Genomic DNA, 22,905 nt, shown 5'->3' with positions numbered 1-22,905 from the left:
CTGCCGGAGGCCGGCGTTACCGTCGATGCCCGTTTCCCAACACCGGGCCGGGCGGGCGCCGCATCGGCTGCCGACCCGGCTCCTGACGCATGAAGCATTTTTTCTGCACCGAGGGCGAGGCCGCGCTGGCCGAGCTGTTGCGGCGCCAGCCGCTGCTGGCCTTCGATTTCGACGGCACGCTGGCGCCGATCGTGGCGCGGCCCGAGGACGCGCGCGTCGCGCCGGCGGTCTCGCGCCGACTGGCCCGGCTGGCCGAGCGCTGGCCGGTGGCGGTGGTCACCGGGCGCCAGCTGGCCGATGTGCGCGAACGGCTCGGCTTTGCGCCGGGCTGCATCGTCGGCAATCACGGCGCCGAAAGCCTGGCCGATCCGGCGGCGGCCGAGCGGCTGGCGCGCGCGCTCGACGGCGCCCGCGCGCTGCTCGGCGCGCATGAGGCGGCGCTCGCCGCCGCCGGCGTGACGCTGGAGGACAAGGGCCAGTCGCTGGCGCTGCACTACCGGCTGGCGCGCGACCGCGACCGGGCGCGCGCCGAGATCGATGCGCTGCTGGCGCGCCTGGGGCCGGAGCTGAAGGTCTTCGGCGGCAAGCTGGTCTGCAACCTGATGGCCGCGACCGCGCCCGACAAGGCCGGCGCGGTGCAGGCGCTGGTGACCGCCGCCGGCGCCGGCGGCGCGCTGTTTGCGGGCGACGACGTGAACGACGAGCCGGTGTTCGCGGCCGCGCCGCCGCACTGGCTCACACTCAAGGTCGGGCGCGACGATCCGGCCTCGCGCGCGCGCTTTCTGCTCGACAGCCCGGCCGAGATGCCGATGCTGCTCGACCGCATCCTGGCGCTGGCCGATGCCGCCGGCTGAGCCTCAGCGCGCCAGGTCGTCCCAGCGCTCGAAGCGCTCGCGGCGCTCGGCCCGGTAGTTGGTCACCTCCAGCCGCAGCCCGTCCGGATCGGTGAAATGCGTGGCGACGTAATCGGGCGCGTACTCGGGATAGAGCCGCGCCGGCGTGGCGGCGATGCCGGCCGCCGCGAGCGCCTGCGCCACGGCTTCGACATCGGCGGCCGACTCGACCCGCAGGCAGAAGTGATGCAGCCCGGGCGCATAGGGCTCATGCGGCGTGGCCACGCGCGCCGGCCGCAACACGATGCCGAACCGCCGGTTGAAGTAGCTCACATGCGGCTCGCCGCCGAGCGCGAACCGCCCGCCCTTGCGAAAGCCCAGCAGCTCGCACAGCACCCGGTCGTAGAAGGCTTCGGCGCGCGCCAGATCGCTGACGCTGAAGTAGATGTGGTCGATGCCGGTCACTTCGGGCATGGCGGTCACTTGTTCTTGTAGGCGTCGTGGCAGCGCTCGCAGGCGGCTTCCACATTCTTGTAGGCGGCGAGCGCACGGTCGCGGCCGGGATCGGCGCCGAGCTGGCTGAGCTGCCAGCTGGCGTCGAGGAAGTCTTTCTTCGCGGCCTCGAAGCCGGCGGCGTCGCTCCAGACCTCGGGCTTGGCATGGCTCGGCGGATAGAGCGTGTCGGGCGCGAACAGGGTCCACGGCGCCTCGCGCTTTTCCATGAAGACGCCGAGCAGGCGCTGGTATTCGGCCGGGTCGTACTGGTTGGTGCGCAGCATCACGCCGATCGGCTCGGACGCCTTGAGCAGCTCGCGGAAGGCTTGCCGGCGATGGGTGACGGGCTGGCCCGGATGCGTGTCCTCGGGCTCGCCGCAGGCAAACAGCAGCGGCAGGGCGAGCAGGACGGCGACGGTGGTCTTGAGCATGGTTGGGCAGCGGTTGGGTGAGGTAGGCGCTCAGGCGCCGGGCGCGACGAGCGGCGCGGCATCGGCCAGGGCTTGCGCGGCATCGAGCAGCAGCGGCGTGGCGGCGGTCAGTCTGTGACTGTCGGCCAGCGCATGCAGTTGCGCGGCGACGCCGGCCGGATTGGCGCCGAGCTGGCGCAGCTCGGTGAAGGCGCGTTCAGCCTGCTGGCGCGCCAGCGGATCCATGCCGGCATCGGCCGCCAGTTCGCGCAGCGCGACGATGGCATGGCCGAGATTGAGCGTGGCGAGCAGCGGCCGGCCGCGCACCGGGCGCTGGGCCGCGCGGCCCAGGTGATGCGCGAGCCGCAGCACCTGGCGCGCGGTGCGCGCATGCCAGTCGCTCGCATCGGCCGGACGCGGACGGGCGCGCGGCAGCAGCCGGCGCAGGTCGCGCACCAGCCGGCGCGCGATGCCGGCGGCGTCGCGCGCGCTGGCGCCGGGCAGCAGCAGAAAGCCGCCGCAGACCACGCCGGCCGCCAGCACCAGCGCGCCGCCGCCCGACAGGATTTCGGCCGCGCCGGCCGCCGGCATGCCGGCCTGACTGGCGAGCAGAAAGCACATGTTCCCGTCGAGCGCCGGCATGGCGAAGCGCCGGCTGGCACGCGCCAGCGCGCCCAGCAGCAGGAAGGGCGCGACCGACAGCAGCAGCGCCGCCGTGCCGTCCAGCGCCGGCTGGATCAGAAAGCGGTAGCCGAGCGCCAGCGCCACGCCGCTGACCACGCCCGGAAACATCAGCCGGGCGATGCGCTTGGGGTCGGGCAGCGAGCCGAGCACCATCGAGAAGATGCACACGCCGAGCGCCGCCAGCTCGCCGGCGGCCCAGCCCGACAGCAGCGCGAGGATGGCGGCCGCGAAGGTGGCGCCGCCCGACATCGCGGCAGCGCGCCGGCCGCGGGTCCAGTCGCGGTGCGGCGCGACGCGTACCGCACGCGCGCCGAAGCTGAGCAGATCGCCGTCGGTGGCGCTGGCGAACAAGGCGTCCTCGGCCGCGACGAGCTGGACCAGCGCGGCGTCGAGCCGGGTGCGCAGGGGGTCGGTCGGGGCGGCTGGGGCGGTCTGGGCTGCGGCGTGGTCTGCGGGCGCGGCGGCAGCGGCGTCGGCGACCAACGGCGCGACGGCTGGCGGCACGGCCGGCTCGGCGCCGAGCCGCGCCGCCAGCCGGGCCAGCGCCGGCGCCAGATCGGGCGCGGGCGTCTCGCCGCGCCGGTGCCGTTCGGCCAGCGCGCGTGCCACCGCCAGCGCCGCCAGCGCCGCCGCGACCAGCGCATCCACATAGCGCAGCCGGCGATAGCCCTGGGCCGAGCCGGCGGCGATGAGCCGGGCATTGGCATCGATGTCGCTGATCTCGGCCAGCAGCGGCCGCTCGGCATCGTCGAGCGCGGTGGCGCCGGCGAACCGGCCGTCGGCGGCGCGACCCGCATGCGCCACCGCCTCGGCGCAGAGCCGGCGCACCCGGCGGTAGAAGGCCTCGCGCGGCGCCTCGGGCGTGAACAGCGCTGTCACCACCGTGACCACCACCACGCCGATCAGCGTGCATTCGACCCGCGCAAACGCCAGCGCCAGCGTGTGCTCGGGCGCCAGCACCGTGGGCAGCACCACCACGGCGGCGGTCATGCCGGTGAGCATCGCGCCATAGGCATGCAGGCCGCGCAGCGTGTGCACCGCCAGCGCGCTGACGCCCACCACGCCGCCCAGCAGCGCAAACGACAGCCAGGGCGCGCCATGCAGCGCCAGGATCAGGATGCCGGCCACCGCGCCGATCAGCGTGCCGATCACGCGGAAGATGCCGCGCTCGAACAGCAGGCCGCGCGACGGCTGGGCCACGACCCAGATCGGCATCGCGGCCCAGTAGGCGTTGTCCACGCCCAGCAGCACCGCGATGCCGAACGCCAGCCAGGCCGCGATCCAGAGCCGGCCGGCATGCGCCAGCGCGGCGCGGTCGAGGCCGAGCCAGGCGAGCGGTGTGGATAGCGGGGAGCGGGCGTCGGAGTCGGTCATGAGGCGGGAGTGAAGCGGTACCGGTCGGCGGTCACCGGGCGGCGCATGTTACCGAGCGCGGCAGTGCGCATGCTGCGGCGCCGCGAAACGGTCGAAAAACCCCGCGCAGTGCGAGGACGTGCACTCGCAGCAATGCCGGCGCGCTCAGTCGCCCTGCTCGGCCACCACCTTGAGAATGCCCTCGCCGTAGGCCTCCAGCTTGCGCGCGCCCACGCCGCCGATGCCGCCCAGCTCGTCGAGCGAGCCGGGCCGGCGCGTCGCGATCTCGCGCAGGGTGGCGTCGTGGAACACGGTGTAGGCCGGCAGGCCGCGTTCGCGCGCAATGCCGGCGCGCCAACCGCGCAGCGCCTCGAACAGCGGCCGGTGCGCCTCGGCCAGCTCGACCGCCGCCGCGCTGCTGCCCGACGAACGCGGTTTGCGCGCCGCCGCCTTGTCGCGCAGCTTGCGCAGCATCACGCGCTGCTCGCCCTTGAGCACGGCGCGCGCGCCGGCGCCGAGCCTCAGCACGCCGTAGCGCGCATGGTCGATTTCCACCTGCCGGTTCATCACCAGCTGGCGCAGCACGGCGCGCCAGCCGTTGTCGTCGATCTCGGCGCCGATGCCGTAGGTGCTGAGCTTGTCGTGGCCCGATTGCGCGATCTTCTGCGTGTGCTTGCCGCGCAGCACGTCGATGACATGGCCGGCGCCGAAGGCATGGCCGCTGGCCTTTTCCACGCGAAAGATGCAGGAGAGGATCTTCTGCGCCGCCTCGGTGCCATCCCACATCTCGGGCGGGCTCAGGCAGTTGTCGCAGTTGGCGCAGCCGACCGACTGGTATTTCTCGCCGAAGTAGTCGAGCAGCCGGGCGCGCCGGCAGTCGGTGGTCTCGCACAGGCCGAGCACCGCGTCGAGCTTGGCGCCCGAGACGCGCTTGTAGTCCTCGCTCGCTTCCGATTCATCGAGCATGCGGCGCTGCTGCACCACGTCCTGCAGGCCGTAGACCATCCAGGCGTCGGCAGCATCGCCGTCGCGGCCGGCACGGCCGGTTTCCTGGTAGTAGCCCTCGATGCTCTTGGGCAGGTCCAGATGCGCGACGAAGCGCACGTCGGGCTTGTCGATGCCCATGCCGAAGGCGATGGTCGCGACCATCACGATGCCTTCCTCGCGGATGAACTCGCTCTGGTTGCGGCTGCGGGTGCCGGCGTCGAGGCCCGCGTGGTAGGGCCGCGCGTTGATGCCCTTGCTCACCAGAAACTCGGCCGTGTCCTCGACCTTGGCGCGCGACAGGCAGTAGACGATGCCGGCATCGCCCGGATGCTCGGTGCGGATGAAGTCGAGCAGCTGGGCGCGCGCATCGAGCTTGTCGGCGATGCGGTAGCGGATGTTGGGCCGGTCGAAGCTGCTGACGAACATCGGCGCCGCATGCAGACCGAGGCGCTCGGCGATCTCGTGGCGCGTCAGCTCGTCGGCCGTGGCGGTCAGCGCCATGCGCGGCACCTGCGGATAGCGCTCGCCGAGCAGCGTGAGTTGCAGATACTCCGGGCGAAAGTCGTGGCCCCATTGCGAGACGCAATGCGCCTCGTCGATGGCGAACAGCGAGATGCCCGGGCCGTCGGCGATGGCGTCGAGCAGCGTCGTGCCGCGCTCGGTCATCACGCGCTCCGGCGCCATGTAGAGCAGCTTGAGCCGGCCGCTGCGGGCGTCGCGCTCGACGTTGCGGGCTTCGGCGGCGTCGAGGCTGCTGTTGAGAAAGGCCGCCGCCACGCCGGCTTCGCGCAGCGCCGCGACCTGGTCCTGCATCAGCGCGATCAGCGGCGACACCACCACCGCCACGCCGTCGCGTGCCAGCGCCGGCACCTGATAGCAGAGCGACTTGCCGGCGCCGGTCGGCATCAGCACCAGCGCATCGCCGCCGTCGATCACCTGCGCGACGACCGCCTCCTGCTGACCGCGAAAGCTGGCATAGCCGAACACCGACTTGAGGATGGCGCGAGCCTGTGCGACGGCGCTCATGAGCGGCTCCGGGAAAGGTTGAAGGGAAAACACCGCGCCAAATCCGGCGCAGCCGCAACAGCGTGGCGCGCGCGGCCGATGGCCAGCCGGACTGCGCGCATCACGCCAGCCACAGCCGCAGCGCCGTGAACACCGCCATGCCGATGGCCAGCGTGGCGAACAGATTGCGCGTCAGCACAAAGCCGAGCGTCGCCGCCGCGCCGGCCCAGAGCTTGAAATGCCCAGGCTCCACCGCGCCGTGGGCAAACACCAGCTCCGGCCCGACGATGGCCGCCAGCGCGCAGGCCGGCGCATAGCGCAGCGCCCGCTCCACCGTCGCGCCCGGCGACAGCCGGTTGAACACCAGCAGCCCGGCGCGCGTCGCCACCGTCGCAAACGTGAGACCCGCGATGGCGAGCCAGAAATCGAGGTTGTGCATGTGAGTTCAGCCGCGCGTGCCGCGATCGAGATTGCTGCCGACGACCATCGCCGCAGCGATGCCGGCCACCGTGCCCACCGCCAGCCCGAGCCGCAGCGGCAGTCCGTGCGCGACGATGGCCACCGCCGCCGCCGTGATCGCGCCGATCAGCACCGGCCGCGCGGCACACATCGGCACCAGCAGCCCGAGCAGCGCCAGCGTGCCGGCCAGATCCAGCCCCCAGTCGAGCGGAATCCAGGCCGCCGCGACGATGCCGGCGACGCTGCCGCCCTGCCAGAACAGCCAGTTGCAGGCCGCGCCGCCCAGAAAATAGTCATGCCGCTGCTCGAAGCCGCCGGCCCGCTCGCGCCGCGCCATGTACAGCACAAAGCCGATGTCGCCCATCAGATAGCCGTACCAGAGCCGCCGGCCGATGCCGAGGTCGGCCATGTCGCGCCGCAAGGCCAGCGCATAGATGACGAAGCGCAGGTTCACGACCAGCGCGGTCGCCACCACCAGCCACAGCGGCGCACCGCTGGCGATGAGCGGCAGCGCCGCCAGCTGGGCCGAGCCGGCATACACGGCCAGCGTCATGCCGAGCGCGCCAGCCAGGCCCAGGCCCGACTGCATCATCGCCACGCCGGTGACCAGGCCCCAGGCGGCCACGCCCGGCGCCGCCGGCAGCAATTCGGCAAAGCCCTGGCGGAATCCCGCCGCTTCGGCCTCGCTTGACCAGAACTTCATCGCACCCTTTCTGCATACGCCGCACACGCGGCGCCGGCCGCATTATCCGGATCGCACGGCCGGGGCATGGCCTTCGCTAGAATCTGCGTTTTTCGCCGCCGCCAAGCGCGCCGGCCGCAACCCCCTCAAGGAGCAATCGAATGGTGTCCATGGCCGACCGTGACGGCGTGATCTGGATGGACGGCAAGCTGGTCGACTGGCGCGACGCCAAGATCCACGTCCTGACGCACACCCTGCACTACGGCATGGGCGTATTCGAGGGCATTCGCGCCTACGCCCAGGCCGACGGCGGCACCGCCGTGTTCCGGCTCAAGGAACACACGCAGCGCCTGTTCAACAGCGCGCGCATCTTCCAGATGGCGATTCCGTTCACGCAGGAGCAGGTGCTCGAAGCCACCAAGGACGTGGTGCGCGAGAACAAGCTCGAAAGCTGCTACATCCGCCCGCTGGTCTGGGTCGGCTCCGAAAAGCTCGGCGTGGCGGCACGCGGCAACACCATCCATGTGGCGATCGCCGCCTGGCCCTGGGGCGCCTATCTGGGCGCCGAGGGCATGGAGCGCGGCATCCGCGTCAAGACCTCGTCGTTCACGCACCATCACCCCAACGTGACGATGTGCAAGGCCAAGGCGGTCGGCAACTACTCGATCTCCATCCTGGCCAACCAGGAAGCCACCAACGACGGTTACGAGGAAGCGATGCTGCTCGACCCGCAGGGCTTCGTCTGCCAGGGTTCGGGCGAGAACGTGTTCCTGGTGAAGGACGGCGAGCTGCACACGCCCGATCTGGCCGGCGGCGCGCTCGACGGCATCACCCGCAACGCGATCTTCACGCTGGCCGCCGAGCACGGCATCAAGGTGGTCGAGCGCCGCATCACGCGCGACGAGTTCTACATCGGCGACGAAGCCTTCTTCACCGGCACCGCCGCCGAAGTGACGCCCATCCGCGAACTCGACGGCCGCCCGGTCGGCAACGGTTCGCGCGGGCCGGTCACCGCCAAGCTCCAGGCCGCCTTCTTCGACGTGGTGAACGGCCGCAATCCCAAGTACGCCGAATGGCTCGCCAAGGTCTGATTCTTCAGAGGTCAATGAAATGAGCGAAACCCAAACCAAGACCGCCCTGCCCTCGGTCGAGCTGACGGCCAAGGAACTGCCGGCCTTCTGCCCCAACCCCAGCATGCCGATCTGGAACCACCATCCGCGCGTGTTCCTCGACGTGACCAAGACCGGCGAGGCCATGTGCCCCTACTGCGGCACGGTCTACCGGCTCAAGGCCGGCGAGAAGGTGCACGGTCACTGACCGCAGGCCGCCGCGCGTGGACGCCGAAATGCGCATCCTCGTCGTCGCTCCCAACTGGATCGGCGACGCGATCATGGCCCAGCCGCTGATCCGGCGGCTGCGGCTTCAGCATCTGCGCGCCCGCATCGAGGTGCTCGCGCCGCGCCATCTGGCCGCCGTCTTCGAGTGCATGAACGAGGTCGACCGGGTCCAGACCACGTCCTTCGAGCACGGCAAGCTGCAATGGAAGGAGCGCGTCGCCACCGCGCGCGCCCTGCGTGCCGGCGATGCCCACGGCCCGTTCACCCACGCCTGGGTGCTGCCCAACAGCTGGAAGTCGGCGCTCGTGCCCTGGCTGGCGCGCATTCCGGTGCGCTGCGGCTATACCGGCGAAGGCCGCATCGGCCTGCTCAACCGGCGCTGGCCCAATCCGCCCAAGGGCAACGACGGTCATCGCCCGCCGATGATCGATACCTACGCGGCGCTGGCCGGCGGCTTCGAGCGGCATTACGACTGGTTCGGCAGCGACCGGCCGCGGCTGTCGATCGACCCGGCCCTGGTGGCGATCGCCAAGGCCAAGTTCATCGACCGGCATGCGGCGCGGCCGCTGATCGGCTTCTGCCCCGGCGCCGAATACGGCCCGGCCAAGCGCTGGCCGGTCGAGCATTTCGCGCGGCTGGCCGGGCTGGTCGCGCAGCAGCATCCCGAGGCCGCCTTCGTCTGCCTCGGCTCGCCCAAGGATCGGCCGGTCGCCGCCGAGATCGCCACGCTGGCGCAGGTCGAGGTGGTCAACCTCTGCGGCGCCACCAGCCTCAAGGAAGTCGTCGCGCTGATGCGCAATCTGCAGGCCGTGGTCACCAACGACTCCGGCCTGATGCACATGGCCGCCGCGCTCGACGTGCCGGTCGTCGCGCTCTACGGCTCGACCGATCCGCGCCACACCCCGCCGCACAACACCCAGGCCGAGATCGCACGCATCCCCATCGAATGCAGCCCGTGCTTCGCGCGCGAATGCCCGCTCGGACATTTCCGCTGCATGCGCGATCTCACGCCCGAACTCGTCTACGAAAAACTCGCCGCCCGACTCGGCGCCGCCCGCGCCCAACCCACGCCCTCGCCCGGCCAGGGCGCCGACGGCCGCCGCGCCTGACGCACACCCTCCCCCATGGACGAAGACTTCCACCCCGCGCTGTTCTCCACCCCCGAAGCCGTCGAGCAAACCTGGTACGACGCGCTCGAACGCGGCGATGCCCAGGCCGCGATGGCCTGCTGGTCCGACGAGGACGATGTGGTCTGCATCCATCCCAACGGCCCGCGCCTGATCGGCATCGATTCGATCCGCCACAGCTACGAGGAAATCCTGGCGCAGGGGCCGCTCACGGTGCGGCCGGGCCGGCGCCATACCCAGCAGAACATGCTGGTGGCGGTGCATTCCATCGTCGAGGAGCTGCCGCTGCGCCATCCGCGCACCGGCCAGCCGCTGCGGGTGTTCGCCACCAACATCTATTTCAAGACGCCGAACGGCTGGCGTCTGGTGCTGCATCACGCCAGCCCCAACGAGGAACCGGGCCAGGATCAGATGCCGGTCGTGCGTCCCTCGACGCTGCATTGACGTGGGCGCGCGACGCGCCATCTCCAGCTATCGCGCGCCGGTCTGGCTGGCGCTCGGGCCGGCCGCCGGCCATGCCCAGACCATCCTGCCGGCGCTCATCGCGCGCTGCCCGCGCCCGCGCTACCGGCGCGAACGCTGGGACAGCGAAGCCGACGGCCGGCCCGACGGCGATTTCATCGATGTCGATTTCATCGACGGCGCACCGGGCAAGCCCTGGGTCGTGCTGTTCCACGGGCTCGAAGGCTCGTCGCGCAGCCATTACGCGCGCGCGCTCATGCATGCGGTCGCGCGGCGCGGCTGGACCGGCGTCATCCCGCATTTCCGCGGCTGCTCGGGCGAGCCGAACCGGCTGCCGCGCGCCTATCACTCGGGCGACAGCGCCGAAGTGGGCTGGGTGCTGCGCCGCATGGCCGCGCGTACCGGCGGCGCGCCGCTGTTCGCGGCCGGCGTCTCGCTCGGCGGCAATGCGCTGCTCAAATGGCTCGGCGAATCGGGCGATGGCGCAGGCTTCGTGAGCGCGGCGGCCGGCGTGTCGGCGCCGCTCGACCTCATGGCCGGCGGCGCGGCGGTGTCGCGCGGCTTTGCGCTGGTCTACACGCGCATGTTCCTGCGCACGCTGCGCGGCAAGGTCTCGGCCAAGCTGGCGGCGCATCCGGCTCATCCGGTGCTGCACGCGGGCGCCGGTGCGGTGGGCGCGGCGCGCACGCTGCGCGAGTTCGACAACCTCTACACCGCGCCGATGCACGGCTTTCGCGACACCGACGATTACTGGACCCGCGCCTCGTCCAAGCCCTGGCTCGGCCGCATCGCGGTGCCGACGCTGGTGCTCAATGCGCGCAACGATCCCTTCCTGCCGGCCGCCGCCCTGCCCTGCCGCGCCGATGTGTCGGCCGCCGTCACGCTCGAACAGCCGGCCGACGGCGGCCATGTCGGCTTTGCCACCGGCGCCTTCCCGGGCCGGCTCGACTGGCTGCCGAATCGCCTGCTCGCCTTCTTCGACCATCACCTGCCCGCCCATGGACGCTGACGTCATCGCCGCAATGGCCCACTGGCCCGATGTGCCGGCCTGTTACGGCTGGCTCGCGCTCGACCGGCGCGGCCGCTGGCGCATGCGCGACGACGCTTGCCAGCGCCTCGGTCTGCCCGGCGAGCTGATCGGCAATGCCACGCTGCGCGGCTTCATCGACCGCAACTATCTGCGCGACGCCGCCGGCGCCTGGTTCTTCCAGAACGGACCGCAGCGCGTGTACGTGCTACTCGAAGCCGCGCCGCTGGTGCTGTTCGCGCACCCGGGCGATGCCGGCCCGCGCCTCGTCACCCACAACGGGCTGGCCGTCAGCCGGCTCGACCGCGCCGCCTTCGACGACGCCGGCCGGCTCTGGCTCGTCACCGAGCATGGCCCCGGCATCGTCGACGACCGCGATCTCGCCGCGCTCGTCGACTGTCTGGTCGACGCCGACGGCAGCGCGCCCGATCCCGACCGCCTGGCCGAACGCTGCGCCGCCGCGCCGACCGGCCTGCGCCTGCGGCTGGCCGGCGCCGAGCTTCCGCTCGAAATCGTCGCTGCCGCCGACGCCGGCGCCAGCTTCGGTTTCATCGCCGATCCGTCGCCTGCCGACCCCGCGTAAACCCCATCGGGTACATCCCCGACTCAAGTAAGCAGGGACAATTTCCGCACATGTCTGGACCAGAGTCGTCACTAGCATGCGACGCAGTTCTCACTCAACGGACAAGGACGGAGATTGGACATGACCCTGACGATGGAAGCGGTGCTGCGCAAGACCGAACTCGGCCGTGCCGAAATCAGCCGCCGTGGCGAAAACCTGTCCCGTCATGAGCGCAACCTGCTGGTCGTCGCCGACGGTCGCCGGCGTGCCGCCGACCTGCTCGATCTGGTCGGCAGTGAAAACCACGGCTCGCTGGTGCGCCTGCTCGAATCCGGTCTGCTCGAAATCGTCAATCTCGCCGCCGATGCCGTCGGCGCCGGCCCGATCGGCCGCGGCGCCAGCCTCAAGGACACACCGGCCGACAGCCCGGCCCGCATCGCGCCCGAACTCGACAAGCCCTACGGCTGCCCGGCCGACGCCTCGCGCCAGCATCGCGTCTACTGCTTCCTCGGCGCGCAAATCCCCGAATTCTTCGGCCTCGGCGCCATCCCGCTCACGCTCCAGCTCGAACGCGCCAACTCGGTCGACGAACTGCTGCCGGTGTTCGAGAAGCTGATGGTCGCGGTCGGCCGCAAGCGTGGCGAGCCGGCGGTTGCGCTGTATCGCGCGCGGCTCGCCCGGCTGCTCGGCGACGAGGCGGCGCCGGCCGCCTGACAGCTGCGGCGGGGCGGCAAGGCGCAACGGTAGAATCCGGGCCAATTTTTCGCGTTTCCGGAGTTACCGCATGGGCTTTCTCGCCGGCAAGAAGATCCTCATCACCGGTCTGCTTTCCAACCGTTCCATCGCCTACGGCATTGCCCAGGCCTGTCATCGCGAAGGCGCCGAACTCGCCTTCACCTACGTCGGCGAGCGCTTCAAGGACCGCATCGACGGCTTCGCCAAGGAATTCGACAGCACGCTGGTCTTCCCCTGCGACGTGGCCAGCGACGACGAGATCGCCGGCACCTTCGCCGGCCTGGCCGAGGCCTGGCCGCATCTCGACGGGCTGGTGCATTCGATCGGCTTCGCGCCGCGCGACGCCATCTCGGGCGACTTCCTCGACGGTCTGAGCCGCGAAGGCTTCCGCGTCGCGCACGACATCTCGGCCTACAGCTATCCGGCGCTCACCAAGGCGGCGCTGCCGCTGCTGCTCAAGGCGGTCGAAGCCGGCGGCTCGCCGAGCTCGCTCACGCTCACCTATCTGGGCGCCGAGCGCGTCGTGCCGCACTACAACACCATGGGTCTGGCCAAGGCCGCGCTCGAAGCCTCGGTGCGCTATCTGGCCGAAAGCCTCGGTCCGCGCGGCATCCGCGCCAACGGCGTGAGCGCCGGCCCGATCAAGACGCTGGCCGCCTCGGGCATCGCCGACTTCGGCAAGATGCTCAAGTTCAATCAGGACAGCGCACCGCTGCGCCGCAACGTGACCATCGAGCAGGTCGGCAATGCGACCGCCTTCATGCTGTCCGATCTGGCCAGTGGCATCTCGGCCGAGATCCTGCACGTCGACAGCGGCATGCATGCCGTGGTCGGCGGCATGGCCCAGCTCTAAGCCCGCGCGGCTGCGTCGGCACAGGCCGGCGCAGTCCACCGTCGCCACGGCACCACCCGGGCCTTAGCATCCGGGCTCCGCATCAGGAGACCGTGCCCATGTGCCAGCGACATCATCGCCATTCCATTTTCTGCATCCTGCCGCCGCAGGTGCTCGACCAGATCGTGCGCAACGGCAAGAAGGCCGACCGCGACTGGGCGCTCGACGCCCTGCATGCCGACAACACCCAGCGCGCGATGCGCGCCTCGGGTGCGGTGCAGCCGGCGCGCAAGACGCGCAGCAACAGCCATCCTGGCGAGATCAAGCGCACCGTCTACACCGCCAAGAACAAGTCGGATCTGCCCGGCAAGTCGGTACGCGACGAGGACGACGGCCCGCACAAGGATGCGGCAGTCAATCAGGCCTTCGATGCGCTCGGCGCCACCCACGGCTTTTTCTGGGAGGTGTTCCAGCGCAATTCCATCGACGACGAAGGCCTGCCGCTGCTGGCCACGGTGCATTACGGCAAGAAATATCCGAACGCCTTCTGGGACGGCGCGCAGATGGTGTTCGGCGACGGCGACGGCAAGCTGTTCAACAGCTTCACCGCGTCGCTCGACGTGATCGGTCATGAACTGGCCCACGGCGTGACCCAGGACGAAGCCCAGCTCGCCTATTTCAACCAGGCTGGCGCGCTCAACGAATCCATGTCCGACGTGTTCGGCAGCCTGGTCAAGCAGTACGCGCTCAAGCAGACCGCCGACAAGGCCGACTGGCTGATCGGCGCCGAGCTGCTCACCAAGGAGGTCAAGGGCGTGGCGCTGCGCTCGCTGGCGGCGCCCGGCACTGCCTACGACGATCCGGTGCTCGGCAAGGATCCGCAGCCCGCGCACATGAAGGACTACGTGCGCACCAGCGACGACAACGGCGGCGTGCACACCAACTCGGGCATCCCCAACCACGCCTTCTATCTGGCCGCCCGCGCCATCGGCGGCCATGCCTGGGAGAAGGCCGGACTGGTCTGGTACGACACGCTGCGCGACAAGCGTTTGAAACCGAATGCCGGCTTCGCCGCATTCGCCAAACTCACCGTCAACAACGCGGTTACGCTGTTCGGCAGCGGCTCGAAGGAAGCGAAGGCCATCAAGGAGGCCTGGGTCGCGGTAGGCGTCAAGGTCTGAGGAGCTAAGCGATGGCGAACGACAAGCCCGGCGTCGAGATCGGCGCCGATGCGGTACTGCGGATCAGCCGCCAGGGCGGCTTTGCGGCGCTGCCCGGTTTGGCGGCGCCGCGCGAGATTCCCGCCAACGCCTGCCCGGCGACGCTGCGCGCATGGCTCGGCGCGCGTCTGGCGGCCAGCCAGCCGGCCACGCCGCCCGGACAGGGCGACCGGTTCTACTGGCGCATCGAGCTGCTGAGCACCGCCGGTGCGCGCAAGGCGACGGCCAGCACCGTCATCCCCGACGATGCCGACGCCGCCGCACTGGCCGGTTTGTGGGAAAAGGCCGGTCAATCCGGCGCCGGCTGAGCCGCTGCCGGTTCAAGTCGCATGGTGGGACGGCCGTTAACCGGTCAGATCCCGAAGGTTGTCCTCCATGCGTCCACGTCGTCATCTCCTCGCCAGCGCGCTTGCGCTCACGCTCTTCCTGCCCGGCTGCGACAAGCTCGACGGCCTGCTGCCCGGCGCCACCAGCAAGGCCGATGCCGAAGCCGAGGGCAAGGCGATCGGCTCGGCCTGCCGCCATGCCGGGCGCGCCATCGAGGACTGCTTCACGCTCAATGCCAAGGCCAACAAGGCCGCGATCTTCGACGGCTGGCGCGACATGAACGACTACATGACCAAGAACAAGATCGAGGTCGTGGCGCCGGTCGTGCCGCGCGAACCACCCAAGCCGGCCACGCCGCCGCAGCCCGCCACCGCCGCCGCGCCCGAGCCCGCCCCCGAACCCGCGCCGGCCGAAGACGAGCGCAAGCCGCGCAGCAAGCGTCCGCGCAGCGGTCAGGCCGCCGACCTGGCGCGCGACGATGCCTCGATGAAGCTGGCCACGCGCGACGTCGAGCGCGAACCGCGCAGCGAGATGCGCGGACGCGGCAACAACGCGCCGGCGAATTCGGCCGGCTATTCCGGCGCCGCCGCGCATGGGCCCGAGCACGCTGGCGCCGGTACGCACGAACGCCGCGCCGGCGACACGCCGGTCGCCGTGCCGGCGCCCGCCGCCGAACGCCCGCCGGCCCGCGTCAGCGCGGTCGGCAGCTCGGAGATCGAGCGCGCCAAGGCCTTCGCCAACACGCCCTGAGCGTCGTAGCGCCATGAAAAAAGCCGTGCCGCCTCACGGCGCACACGGCTTTCGGGCACGACCCGGCGGGGTCGGGTGGGTTTAGCGCCTGGCGGCGTCCACCACGGCCAGCGCCGTCATGTTGACCACGCGCCGCACCGTCGCGCTCGGCGTCAGCACATGCACCGGGCGCGCGGCACCGAGCAGCACCGGGCCGATCGCCACGTTGTTGCCGGCCGCCGTCTTGAGCAGGTTGTAGGCGATGTTGGCCGCGTCGAGGTTGGGCAGCACCAGCAGGTTGGCTTCGCCGCTCAGAGTCGAGTTGGGCATGATGAGCTTGCGCACGCCTTCGTCGATGGCGCAGTCGCCGTGCATCTCGCCGTCGATCTCGATCCACGGTGCCTGATCGCGCACGATGGCCAGCGCGCGGCGCACCTTCTCGGCCGACGCGTTGTTGTGCGTGCCGAAATTGCTGTGCGACAGCAGCGCCGCCTTCGGCGTGACGCCCAGGCGCTTCATTTCCTCGGCCGCCATGATCGTGATCTCGGCCAGCTGCTCGGCGGTCGGATCGACGTTCACATGCGTGTCGACCAGGAACACCGTGCGATTCGGCAGCAACAGGCCGTTCATCGCCGCGTACACGGTGGCGCCGGGGCGCTTGCCGATGACCTGGTCGATGTACTTGAGATGCAGATCGAAGCTGCCGTAGGTGCCGCAGATCAGCGCATCGGCCGAGCCCTTGTGGATCAGCATGCTGCCGATCAGCGTGTGGCGGCGGCGCATTTCGAGCTTGGCGTAGTGCTCGGTGATGCCCTTGCGCTCGGTCATGCGGTGATAGGTCTGCCAGTAGTCGCGGTAGCGCTCGTCGTACTCGGGATTGATGAGTTCGAAGTCGATCTCGGGCCGCAGACGCAGACCGAAGCGCTCGATGCGCTGCTTGATGACCGCCGGCCGGCCGATCAGGATCGGCTGGGCGATGCGCTCATCGACGATGACCTGCACCGCGCGCAGCACGCTCTCTTCCTCGGCCTCGGCATAGACCACGCGCTTGCTCTTGACCGGCAGCTTCTTGGCGGCCGAGAACAGCGGCCGCATCAGCGCGCCCGAGTGATAGACGAACTGCTGGAGCTGGGCGGTATAGGCCTCGTAGTCGGCGATCGGCCGCGTCGCCACGCCCGAGGCTGCGGCGGCGCGCGCCACGGCCGGCGCGATGGTGGTGATGAGGCGCGGGTCGAAGGGCTTGGGAATCAGGTATTCCGGGCCGAAGCTCATGTTCTCGACGCCGTAGGCGCTGGCGACCACGTCGCTGGCTTCCTGCTGGGCCAGCTGGGCCACGGCCTCGACGGCGGCGATCTCCATCTCGCGCGTCACCGTGGTGGCGCCCGAGTCGAGCGCGCCGCGGAAGATGAACGGGAAGCAGAGAACGTTGTTGACCTGATTGGGATAGTCGGTGCGGCCGGTGGCGATCAGCGCGTCGTCGCGCACCGCCTTGATTTCCTCGGGGAGGATTTCGGGCGTGGGATTGGCCAGCGCAAAGATGATCGGCTGGGCCGCCATCGTCGCGACCATTTCCGGCTTGAGCACGCCAGCGGCCGACAGGCCCAGGAACACGTCGGCACCCTGAATCACCTCGGCCAGCGTGCGCAGCTGCGTCGGCTGGGCAAAGCGCGCCTTGTCCGGGTCCATGAGCTCGGTGCGGCCCTGGTACACGGCGCCGGCCAGGTCGGTCAGCCAGATGTTGCCGATGGGCACGCCCAGGTCCACGAGCAGGTCGACGCAGGCCAGTGCCGCCGCGCCCGCGCCCGAGGTGACGATGCGCACTTCGTCGATCTTCTTGCCGATGACCTTGAGCGCGTTGAGGATGCCGGCGCCCACGACGATGGCAGTGCCGTGCTGGTCGTCATGGAAGACCGGAATCTTCATGCGCTCGCGCAGCTTGCGTTCGACCACGAAGCAGTCGGGCGCCTTGATGTCTTCGAGGTTGATGCCGCCGAAGGTCGGTTCGAGCGCGGCGATGATCTCGACCAGCTTGTCGGGGTCGCGCTCGTCGATCTCGATGTCGAACACGTCGATGTTGGCGAACTTCTTGAACAGCACCGCCTTGCCTTCCATCACCGGCTTGGCCGCGAGCGGGCCGATGGGGCCGAGGCCCAGCACCGCCGTGCCGTTGGTGATGACGCCGACCAGATTGCCGCGCGCCGTGTAGCGCACCGCATTGGCCGGGTCCTCGACGATCTCCTCGCAGGCGAAGGCCACGCCGGGCGAGTACGCAAGTGCCAGATCGCGCTGGTTGGCCACCACCTTGGTGGAGCTGATCGCGATCTTCCCGGGCGTCGGGAACTCGTGGTACTCGAGTGCCGCCTTGCGCAGCAGCTCCTTCTTGGATGGGTCCGCAGCCTGTTTGGAATTATCGGTCTCTGACATGGCGATGTAAGTCTCGTGTTAGGAATCCGGGGGGTGCCGATTCTAGTCGCTCCACCTTGCCAAACACTGGCAGAGCGACCAGGGCACTAGAAACCGAGCAGTCTCGGCAGGAACAGCGTGACCTGCGGCACATAGGTGATGACGAGCAGGAAGCCCACCATCGCGATCAGCCACGGCATCACGGCCACGGTCAGCTCGGAAATGCCCATGCGGGTGATGCCCGAGGCCACGTAAAGGTTGAGTCCGACCGGCGGATGGCACATGCCCACTTCCATGTTCACCACGATCAGGATGCCGAAGTGGACCGGATCGATGCCGAGCTTCATGGCGACCGGGAACAGGATCGGCGCCATGATCAGCACGATGGAACTCGGCTCCATCACATTGCCGGCCATCAGCAGCAGGATGTTCACCACCAGCAGGAAGACGATCGGCCCGAAGCCCTGGGCAATCATCCAGTCGGCCATCGACTGCGGAATGCCCTCGCTGGTCATGAGAAAGCTGAACAGCACCGCGTTGGTGATGATGTACAGCAGCATCGCCGACATGCTGGCCGAGTCGAGCAGCACCTTGGGGATCTGCTTGAAGCCGATGTCCTTGTAGACGAACACCGCGATGAAGAAGGCATACACCGCCGCCATCGCTGCCGCCTCGGTGGGCGTGAACTTGCCGCTGTAGATGCCGCCGATCACCACCACGATCAGGAACAGGCCCCAGGCCGATTCCTTCAGCGCCTTGAGCCGCTGCATCCACGTCGCCTTCTGCATGCGCGGGTAGTTGTTCTTCCACGCGAGATACCAAGTAACGAGCCCGAGCGTGAGCGCCAGCAGCAGCCCCGGAATCACGCCGGCCATGAACAGCGCGCCGACCGAGGTATTGGTCGACACCGAGTACATGACCATCACGATCGACGGCGGAATCAGGATGCCGAGCGCGCCCGAGGTGGTGATGACGCCGGCGCCGAAGCGATTGGGATAACCCTGCTTCACCATCGCCGGCAGCACGATGGAGCCGATGGCCACCACCGTCGCCGGGCTGGAGCCGGACACCGCCGCGAACAGCGCGCAGCCCAGCACGCCGGCCAGCGCCAGCCCGCCGTGCCAGTGCCCGACCATCGACGAGGCGAAGGCGATCATCCGCTTGGCCACCCCGCCGTGGGTCAGGAAGTTGCCGGCCAGGATGAAGAACGGAATCGCCATGATTTCGAACTTCTCGATGCCCGTGAACAGCTTGAGCGCGACCGACTCGATCGGCACGTTGGTCATCGTGAACAGGAAGGTCAGCACCGTCAGGCCGAGCGAAATGCTGATCGGCATGCCGGTCAGCATCAGCACGATGAGCAGCACGAAGATGATAAGCGCGCTCATGAACGGCCTCCCTTGCGCGCGTCGAGCGCCTCGTCGATGCCGGGAATCTCGGCGCCCATCGGCGACGCGACCGCGCCGTGTTCGTCGATGCCTTCCACATGCGAATGATCGTGATGCGGCAACTCGCCGGTGCGCACGAAGGCCAGCGTCACCTGCAGGAAGCGGAAGCACATGAGATAGGAGCCGAGCGGGATGGCCATGTAGACCCACCACATCGGGATTTCCATGTCGGCCGAGACCTGATCGGTCTGCGCCATGTGATGCACGAAATTGGCGCCGAGCGTGCCGACGATGCCGGTGAACAGCGCGCCGGCGAGAAGCCCGACCACGACCATCACCTTGCGCTGCCCGGGCGGCAGGCGGTTGATGATCACGTCCACGCCCACATGGATGCCGGTGCGCACGCCGTAGGCGGCGCCGAACTTGGCCATCCACACGAACATGTAGATGCAGAGTTCCTGCGCCCAGCTCAGGTTGATGCCGAGCATGAAGTCCTGCGTCAGCTCGACGGTGGACAGGTAGCGATGGACCACGGCCACGAAGATGACGAGCGTCGCGAGCGCCATGAGCGTCGCGATGATCGTCTCTTCGAGCCGGTCCAGGAGTTTGAGCACCATGCGTGCGTTCCCCGACCGGTGGCTGCGCTGGCTTACTTGGCGCCGAGGTTGGCGGCCTCGGCGTTGATCGCCTTGATGAGGTCGGCGCCGACGCGGCTTTCCACATCCTTCTGCACCGGCAGCAGCGCGGTACGCCAGACCTTGCGCTGGGCGTCGGTCAGGTGCGTCACCTGGGTCTTGCCCGACTTCTCGATGGCGGCGAGCGCGGCGTCGTTGTCCTGCTGCGCGATGGCGTTGGCGTAGCGGGTCGATTCCTTCATGGCCGCTTCCAGCTCCTTGCGCACGTCGGCCGGCAGGTCGTCCCAGAACTTCTTGTTGACGATGACCGCGTAGCCCAGATAGCCGTGATAGGTGTCGGTCGCGTACTTCTGCACCTCGTGCATCTTCTGCGTGTACATGTTCGACGGCGGGTTCTCGGTGCCGTCGACCACGCCGGTTTGCAGCGCCTGATACACCTCGCTGAAGGCCATCACCTGCGGGATGGCGCCGAGCGCGCGCATCTGCGCATCGAGCACCTTGCTGCTCTGGATGCGCAGCTTCTGGCCCTTCACGTCGGCGGGCACCAGCAGCGGCTTGTTGGCGCTGATGATCTTGAAGCCGTTGTCCCAGTAGCCGAGGCCGGTAATGCCCTTGCTCTCCAGCTTCTTGAACAGGCCCTGGCCGATCGGCCCGTCCTGCACCGCCTGCAGCACCTGCTTGTTCGGGAAGATATAGGGCACGTCGAAGACCTCGAACTCCTTCACGCCGAGCGGGCCGAACTTGGCCAGCGACGGCGCTAGCATCTGCACCGAGCCGAGTTGCAGCGCTTCCAGCTCTTCCTTGTCCTTGTACAGCTGCGAGTTCGGATAGACCTCGACCTTGACGCGGCCCTTGGTCTTTTCCTCGGCCAGCTTCTTGAAGTAGTCGGCGGCGCGGCCCTTGGGCGTGTCGGGCGCGACCACATGGCTGAACTTGATGACGATGGGCGCCTGGGCGTGAGCCACGCCGGCAAGGCACAGGGCAAGGACGAAACCGAGGGGTTTCAGGAAGCGCATGTTGTCTCCTCTGGGGATGCGCTGGCGGCAGTCGTGCCGTCATCTGGTTTGTTTGAATTGATCCGCGCGTCGGGCGGACGCGCCCGCGCGGGGTGGGCCGAATATGCCTTGCAACCAGGTTTCAGACGACTGACGGCTTTCCACAATGCCGGGAACCCTCGGCCGGCGGACGGCGCGCGGCTGCGGCATCATCGCCGGCCCGACCTGCTTGCGAATGCCATGTCAACCACTGCGCCGCCTGCCGCTTCGCCGCTGCCCGCCACCGGTGCCAGCGCCGCGCGCGCGCCGGGTTCGCGGCTGCGTCACTGGCTGCCGCCGCTGCTCGCCGGCCTGCTGCTGCTGGTGACGGCGGCCGGCGTGCTCTGGCTCAACTGGCGCGGCGAGGTCAGCCACCGCATGGAGGTGCAGGTGGCCGACACGCTGTGGGTCAAGCAGAGCCTGGAGTTCCAGCTGCGCCATCACGAGGAAACGCTGCGCGAGCTGGCCACCGGCTGGCGCCAGGGCCGCGTCGGGCCGACCGAATTCGCCGCCAAGGCGCGCTCGATGCTGGCGACCAATCATGAGCTGGTGCGCATCGCGCTCTACGACGGCGACGGCCAGGCAGTCGCCATCGAGGAGACTCGCGCGCTCGATGCCGGCGCCATCGAGACCGAGCTTTCCACCTATGCGCGGCGCCGGGGCAGCGAGCTTTACGCCGGCCCCAACGACATCGGCGGCCAGCAACTGCTGACGCTGGCGGTGCCGGCGGTGGGCAAGCGCGAAGGCACGCTGGTGCTCGAAGCCTCGCTCGACGGGCTGTTGCAGGAGGTTGTGCCCTGGTGGTTCGCGCGCAACAACGAGGTGGCGCTGGCCAACAGCTTCGGCGATCCGCTCGCGGTGCGCCGCGCCACCTCGCCGGCGCGCGGCAACTACCGCCATCAGACGCCGCTGGAGATGCCGGGCGTCGCGCTCACCCTGGTCACCGATTCGACCGAGGACACGCCGCGCCTGCTGCCGAGCCTGATGAGCGCCAGCGTGGTCGGGCTGTCGCTCACGCTGCTGGCCAGCCTGGTGCTGCTGTGGCGCGACAACACCCGGCGCGCCGATGCGGAGCGGCGGCTGTCCGAGCAGCTGAGTTTCCGCCAGGCGATGGACAACTCGCTGATGACCGGGCTGCGCGCGCGCGACCTGTCCGGCCGCGTCACCTACGTCAATCCGGCGTTCTGCAAGATGGTCGGCTATGCGCCCGAGGAACTGCTCGGCCGCAGCTGGCCGATGCCCTATCACGACCCCGAGCGCGACCGCGTGTCGCGCGCGCGCTTCGCCCAGGTGCTCGACGGCACGCTGCCGGCGAGCGAGTTCGAGAGCGTGTTCGTGCACCGCGACGGCCGCCGCGTGCATGTGCTGATCCACGAGGCGCCGCTGATCGATGCGCGCGGCCGCCGCACCGGCTGGATGAGCTCGGTGCACGACATCACCGAGCGCCGCCGCGTGGAAGAACTGAGCCGCCAGCAGCAGGAAAAGCTGCAAGCCACGGCGCGCCTCGTGACCATGGGCGAAGTCGCCTCGACGCTGTCGCATGAGCTGAACCAGCCGCTGTCGGCGATCACCGCCTATGCGACCGGCTGCCTCAATCTCGTGCCCGAGGACGAGGGCGACGGTGAATTCAGCCTGCGCAGCACGCTCGAAAAGATCCAGCGCCAGGCCGCGCGCGCCGGCCAGATCATTCGCTCGGTGCACGACTTCGTGCGCCGGCGCGAGCCGGCCAAGACGCGCTGCCGCATCGAGGAAGTGATCGACGCGACCCTGCCGCTGGTGCAGATGCAGGCACGCAAGCTTGGCATCGCGGTCGAGACCCGCATCGCCGCCGAGCTGCCCACCATCGACGCCGATCCGGTGATGCTGGAGCAGGTGCTGCTCAACCTCGCGCGCAATGCGATGGAAGCGATGGCGCCGATGCCGGCACCGCGCCGCAAGCTCGAAATCGCGGCCGAGCCGCGCGATGCGGGCATCGAGCTGGCGGTGGTCGATCACGGCCCGGGCATCGCGCCGGCCGATGCCGAACGGCTGTTCACGCCGTTCTTCTCCACCAAGGCCGAGGGCATGGGCATGGGCCTCAACATCTGCCGCACCGCCATCGAATTCCACCGTGGCCGCATCTGGCACGAAGCCACGGCCGGCGGCGGCACCACCTTCCGCTTCACGCTGCAACCCTGAC

General features: G+C 69.5%; 23 protein-coding genes. 13 read left to right on the top strand and 10 right to left on the bottom strand.

The window, feature by feature from the left end:
• Window positions 1–89: 89 nt before the first annotated feature.
• Entirely contained in the window at window positions 90–854 is a 765-nt protein-coding gene (gene otsB, locus B9P64_RS06035) for a trehalose-phosphatase (RefSeq protein ID WP_085315328.1), read from the top strand.
• Between the two features lie 3 nt (window positions 855–857).
• Here otsB and B9P64_RS06030 read toward each other — a convergent pair whose 3' ends face one another.
• From B9P64_RS06030 to B9P64_RS06005, 6 genes are all read right to left on the bottom strand, one after another.
• Window positions 858–1,307, bottom strand: a complete 450-nt coding sequence (locus B9P64_RS06030; protein WP_085315340.1) for a VOC family protein — start codon at window positions 1,305–1,307, stop codon at window positions 858–860.
• 5 nt (window positions 1,308–1,312) lie between these two features.
• Window positions 1,313–1,759 (bottom strand): c-type cytochrome, encoded by a 447-nt coding sequence (locus tag B9P64_RS06025; RefSeq protein WP_085315327.1) that lies wholly within the window; start codon window positions 1,757–1,759, stop codon window positions 1,313–1,315.
• 30 nt (window positions 1,760–1,789) lie between these two features.
• Complete coding sequence (locus B9P64_RS06020; RefSeq protein ID WP_085315326.1) at window positions 1,790–3,796, bottom strand: FUSC family protein; 2,007 nt, start codon at window positions 3,794–3,796, stop codon at window positions 1,790–1,792.
• 144 nt (window positions 3,797–3,940) lie between these two features.
• Window positions 3,941–5,788, bottom strand: a complete 1,848-nt coding sequence (gene recQ, locus B9P64_RS06015) for a DNA helicase RecQ (protein WP_085315325.1) — start codon at window positions 5,786–5,788, stop codon at window positions 3,941–3,943.
• Between the two features lie 100 nt (window positions 5,789–5,888).
• Window positions 5,889–6,206, bottom strand: coding sequence for an AzlD domain-containing protein (locus tag B9P64_RS06010; protein ID WP_085315324.1), 318 nt, complete (start codon window positions 6,204–6,206; stop codon window positions 5,889–5,891).
• Window positions 6,207–6,212: 6 nt separating this feature from the next.
• Window positions 6,213–6,929 (bottom strand): AzlC family ABC transporter permease, encoded by a 717-nt coding sequence (locus B9P64_RS06005; RefSeq protein ID WP_085315323.1) that lies wholly within the window; start codon window positions 6,927–6,929, stop codon window positions 6,213–6,215.
• A gap of 143 nt (window positions 6,930–7,072) precedes the next feature.
• On the opposite strand from B9P64_RS06005, the gene B9P64_RS06000 reads away from it, so the two are divergent.
• The 11 genes from B9P64_RS06000 (at window position 7,073) to B9P64_RS27230 (ending at window position 15,287) form a co-directional block, all read left to right on the top strand.
• The gene (locus B9P64_RS06000; protein WP_085315339.1) at window positions 7,073–7,999 is read left to right on the top strand and encodes a branched-chain amino acid transaminase; all 927 of its coding nucleotides are present in this window, start codon (window positions 7,073–7,075) and stop codon (window positions 7,997–7,999) included.
• 19 nt (window positions 8,000–8,018) lie between these two features.
• Window positions 8,019–8,225: a zinc-finger domain-containing protein gene (locus B9P64_RS05995; protein WP_085315322.1), complete on the top strand. Its 207-nt coding sequence runs from the start codon at window positions 8,019–8,021 to the stop codon at window positions 8,223–8,225.
• A 28-nt stretch (window positions 8,226–8,253) separates the two neighbouring features.
• A complete protein-coding gene (waaF, locus tag B9P64_RS05990) occupies window positions 8,254–9,354 on the top strand; it encodes a lipopolysaccharide heptosyltransferase II (RefSeq protein WP_085315338.1) in 1,101 nt (366 codons plus the stop codon).
• A gap of 15 nt (window positions 9,355–9,369) precedes the next feature.
• Entirely contained in the window at window positions 9,370–9,816 is a 447-nt protein-coding gene (locus B9P64_RS05985) for a YybH family protein (protein ID WP_085315321.1), read from the top strand.
• Window position 9,817: 1 nt separating this feature from the next.
• Entirely contained in the window at window positions 9,818–10,843 is a 1,026-nt protein-coding gene (locus tag B9P64_RS05980; protein WP_085315320.1) for a YheT family hydrolase, read from the top strand.
• Window positions 10,833–11,444, top strand: coding sequence for a DUF2946 family protein (locus B9P64_RS05975; RefSeq protein WP_085315319.1), 612 nt, complete (start codon window positions 10,833–10,835; stop codon window positions 11,442–11,444). Before B9P64_RS05980 ends, B9P64_RS05975 begins: the two co-directional genes overlap by 11 nt.
• A 120-nt stretch (window positions 11,445–11,564) precedes the next feature.
• On the top strand, window positions 11,565–12,137 hold the full coding sequence (locus B9P64_RS05970) for a hypothetical protein (protein WP_139826168.1): 573 nt from the start codon (window positions 11,565–11,567) through the stop codon (window positions 12,135–12,137).
• A gap of 70 nt (window positions 12,138–12,207) precedes the next feature.
• Complete coding sequence (gene fabI, locus B9P64_RS05965) at window positions 12,208–13,011, top strand: enoyl-ACP reductase FabI (protein WP_085315317.1); 804 nt, start codon at window positions 12,208–12,210, stop codon at window positions 13,009–13,011.
• A 98-nt stretch (window positions 13,012–13,109) separates the two neighbouring features.
• Entirely contained in the window at window positions 13,110–14,171 is a 1,062-nt protein-coding gene (locus B9P64_RS05960) for a M4 family metallopeptidase (RefSeq protein WP_085315316.1), read from the top strand.
• Window positions 14,172–14,182: 11 nt separating this feature from the next.
• A complete protein-coding gene (locus B9P64_RS05955) occupies window positions 14,183–14,518 on the top strand; it encodes a protealysin inhibitor emfourin (protein WP_085315315.1) in 336 nt (111 codons plus the stop codon).
• 67 nt (window positions 14,519–14,585) lie between these two features.
• On the top strand, window positions 14,586–15,287 hold the full coding sequence (locus B9P64_RS27230) for a hypothetical protein (protein ID WP_235839907.1): 702 nt from the start codon (window positions 14,586–14,588) through the stop codon (window positions 15,285–15,287).
• Between the two features lie 81 nt (window positions 15,288–15,368).
• Here B9P64_RS27230 and B9P64_RS05945 read toward each other — a convergent pair whose 3' ends face one another.
• From B9P64_RS05945 to B9P64_RS05930, 4 genes are all read right to left on the bottom strand, one after another.
• Window positions 15,369–17,690 carry an NADP-dependent malic enzyme gene (locus B9P64_RS05945; RefSeq protein ID WP_085315314.1) on the bottom strand — a complete coding sequence of 774 codons (2,322 nt, stop codon included), beginning with the start codon at window positions 17,688–17,690 and terminating at the stop codon, window positions 15,369–15,371.
• An 86-nt stretch (window positions 17,691–17,776) separates the two neighbouring features.
• Window positions 17,777–19,057, bottom strand: a complete 1,281-nt coding sequence (locus tag B9P64_RS05940) for a TRAP transporter large permease (RefSeq protein WP_085315313.1) — start codon at window positions 19,055–19,057, stop codon at window positions 17,777–17,779.
• Window positions 19,054–19,674 (bottom strand): TRAP transporter small permease, encoded by a 621-nt coding sequence (locus tag B9P64_RS05935; RefSeq protein WP_085315312.1) that lies wholly within the window; start codon window positions 19,672–19,674, stop codon window positions 19,054–19,056. Before B9P64_RS05935 ends, B9P64_RS05940 begins: the two co-directional genes overlap by 4 nt.
• A gap of 32 nt (window positions 19,675–19,706) precedes the next feature.
• Window positions 19,707–20,708 carry a TRAP transporter substrate-binding protein gene (locus tag B9P64_RS05930; protein WP_085315311.1) on the bottom strand — a complete coding sequence of 334 codons (1,002 nt, stop codon included), beginning with the start codon at window positions 20,706–20,708 and terminating at the stop codon, window positions 19,707–19,709.
• 219 nt (window positions 20,709–20,927) lie between these two features.
• Here B9P64_RS05930 and B9P64_RS05925 point away from each other — a divergent pair, with 219 nt between their 5' ends.
• Entirely contained in the window at window positions 20,928–22,904 is a 1,977-nt protein-coding gene (locus B9P64_RS05925) for a sensor histidine kinase (RefSeq protein WP_085315310.1), read from the top strand.
• The last annotated feature ends 1 nt before the right edge of the window (window position 22,905 follow it).

Origin of the sequence: Derxia lacustris, from assembly GCF_002105195.1 — a bacterium.
Lineage (GTDB): Bacteria > Pseudomonadota > Gammaproteobacteria > Burkholderiales > Burkholderiaceae_E > Derxia > Derxia lacustris.
Note: the sequence above shows the minus strand (reverse complement) of the source record. Positions and strands in the feature narration are given on the sequence as shown.